General features: G+C 28.6%; 1 pseudogene. It reads right to left on the bottom strand.

Features of this window, described 5'->3' with window-relative positions:
* Window positions 1–3,478 (bottom strand): annotated as a pseudogene (locus L8X36_RS07980) (hypothetical protein); the annotation flags it as partial.

Here is a 3,478-nt window from a genome sequence, read left to right on the forward strand (position 1 = left end):
CATCATTTAAATTACTTAGGTTTTCTAAATTACTTGCAATTGTTTTATTCTCAAGAGAATTTGAAACTTCAGTTAAAATATCATTTTTAACTTGTATAGTTTCTTTGCTTGCAAATTTGTCATCACCGGCTTTGTTTAAACCATTGTCTTGATAAGCTAGTAAAAAGTCTAAGCTTTGGAAAATTTCTTTTCGAGCTATTTCCATTGATGGATTATCTTTATTGTTTTTATCAAAGAAATAATCCATAATAAACTTAGTTCTAGCTTCAGCACTATTTTTATCTAAATTTTTATAGGCTTCTAAAATAGCTTTCAAATCAGCTATATCAATGGTGTAATATTTATTTTTCAAATCAGCTATGATTTCATTGATGATAATATCTTTATAAAGATCATTTTCATCTAAAACAACCTTTTCATTGATGATTTCTTCTGTGTTAGGGATATAATCTGTATTTTGTGATGGTTTAGATACTATAACATTATTTGGATAGTTTGACTCGGATATATTTGGATTAGATGGTTTTTCAATCTCAAAATCTTTTGTAAAAACTAAACATTTCTTACTAGCACCACAATCTATTTCCTTTAAGCCATTTAAAGCTGCCAAAGCTGCTGTCTTAAAATCTATATAACCTTGACTATTATCATCATAAGGATGGAGTTGGATTTCATTACCCCAATATTTTTGATCAGCTGTTGCACTAGTTAAGTCTTTCTTATAATGATAGATATAAGTGTTTTCAGCATTTGGAAGAAAATATTCATCTAAATAGCCAAAAAATTTACCACTACTTTCTGAGCCTTCTATAATAGCTCCTTTATCAAAATATATATAGATATTTTTTCCTCCAGTACCAAATACTGTAAAACCTCCAGCATATTTTCCTTTGATATGTTTAATATTATTTAATGCTATATTTCTATAATCACCTTGTCCTTTTCCTGCAAATCCCCCAGTATAATTTCCTTGAATATAATCAATATTATTTAAAGAAATATTACTCATTTTTGTTCTAGTATCAACCCCAACAAATCCACCGGTATATTCTTCACCTATAATATTTCCAAAATTATTTAAAACAATATTATTAAATTCATTTGGATTATATAAATCAGAAGACATTTCTCCAACAAATCCACCGGTATATTCTTCACCTATAATATTTCCAAAATTATTTAAAATAATATTTTCAAATTTAGAATCTCTTGAGATTTCTCCAGCAAAACCACCTGCAGATCCCGAAGAACCAACTCCTAAAGATTCAACTTTAATCTCATTAACATTACTTAATTTTATATCATTTATTATAGAAAAAGATGAATGCAACCCAAAGAAACCACCTGAAACAGCATAATATTCTCCCTTAGCTTCAATGTTATTGATATTATTAATACTAATCCTATCAAAAACAATAGAATTATCTTCCCTTGTATTAACAATCTCTCCAGCAAAACCGCCAGACATAGATATCTCGCCATAGCTTGATATATTTAAAACATCCTTTAAATATATATCAGCAAAATAAAAGCTGGCATAAGGATTATTATACACAGATCCTCCGGCAAACCCTCCTGAGTAAGAAGAGTTAGATTTTGATGTACTATTTATATTAGTAATATTTTCAAGTGAAATTCTTTTAAACTCTCCACTATCAAATCCTCCTATAAATCCTCCAGAATATGTAAAACCATCAGAAATGCTTGAAATATTTCCTATGTTTTTAACTGTAATATCTGAAAATTCTCCATAACCATTAAATCCGATAAATCCACCTGCATAATTAAAGCTGTTACTCAAGTTATCAGATCTTTTAGAAGATATATTTTTAATATCACCTATATAAATTTTAGAATAATTACCACCTCTATTAAAACCAACAAAACCACCTGAGTTTCTTGTGCTTTGAATATTATCTATATTCTTTACAGTTATATCAACATAATTTGTCTCTCCATAAGAATTACTTCCTATAAATCCACCTGAGTTAGCATTTGAAGTAATATCGCCTATGTTTTCTATATAAATATTTCTAAAAAATACATTTTCCCAACCATTTAAAAATGTAGTCCCAGCAAATCCACCAGAATTACTCTCAAATAAGTCACTTTTTCCAGTATATATATGATTAATATTTTTTACAACAATGTCTTTAATATTAAAATTTTCACTCGCTTCAACTCTTCCTACAAATCCACCCGCATCAATATTACCATCTATTTTATCTTCAGAACCAGATTTAATATTATTTATATTATTTAATTTTACATGCGAAATATATCCATCTTTAGCCATACTGTCTATTGCACCAGCAAAGCCACCTGCAGATAAAGTTTGACTACCACCAGCAGTATTTATAGCAATAATATTATCTATATTTTCTAATGCAATATCTTTTATATACATAAATTCTCTACCGCCAGATATACGACCAGCAAACCCACCTGCAGACATGCCAGTAACTGAAACTGCATTTCCTACAGCCTCAATAGTACCTATATCCTTTAAAACAACATTGGATGTATTTGTTTTTTTAATTTCGCCTACAAATCCACCTAAATATATAGATCCTATTTTACTTTTATCGCTACCAGCAGTAATATAAGCAAGATTTTTCAAACTTATATTATCTATCTCTGAATCTTCAATACTCCCAGCAAACCCACCTGCGTATTTTGATATATAAGTATATTCTCCATCGTCACCATATCCGTATGCTTTAACACTACCACCCATATAATCTATATTTATATTTTTAAATTTAGCACCATCTGATATGCCAAATATACCTACATATTCATCAGGATAAGTTCCGGGATAAAAAAATCCTGTTGTATCTATATTAATATTCTTAAGAGTAAAACCTTGTCCATCAAATATTTTAGTAAAAGCACTATTATCTGTAAAACCTACTATCATATTAGTAAATTCATTATCTTGTCTTTTACCATCACCATTTAAGTCTACCCAATAATTAGCATAGTTTTGTCCACCACTTGCTTTAAAATCTATATCATTAGTAAGTTTAAAGGTATCTCCTACTACATTATTTCTAAAATCATCTTTTTCATTCCATCCTTTAGCAAAGTGCCACCAGTCAACATCAGAGCCTATGCTAATATATTGATTATATGTTTTATCCATTACACCTTTGTTAGTAAATACAATATCATTGTATTTTCTTGTAGGATTATAATAATAACCCGTAGCACTTAAATAAGCAATTCCTTTATTTTTTGCTTCAGTAGTTAGGTTTTTAGAATTTATAGTAGAAATATCCATATAAACTTCATTACCTTGTAAATCTATATTATCTGCTGTGATTTGATTGAATTTTATTTTATTATTTTTATCATCCCAACTAGTATCAGCACTTAACATTACTTTATTACCTTGTAAAGTAACGTTTTGAGCATTAATATTACCCATATTTACTACATTACCTGCTTTGTGTGGCTTAAATACCGGAGAAAAAGC

The organism is Campylobacter sp. CNRCH_2014_0184h, assembly GCF_025772985.1.
In the GTDB taxonomy this organism is placed as follows: Bacteria; Campylobacterota; Campylobacteria; order Campylobacterales; family Campylobacteraceae; genus Campylobacter_D.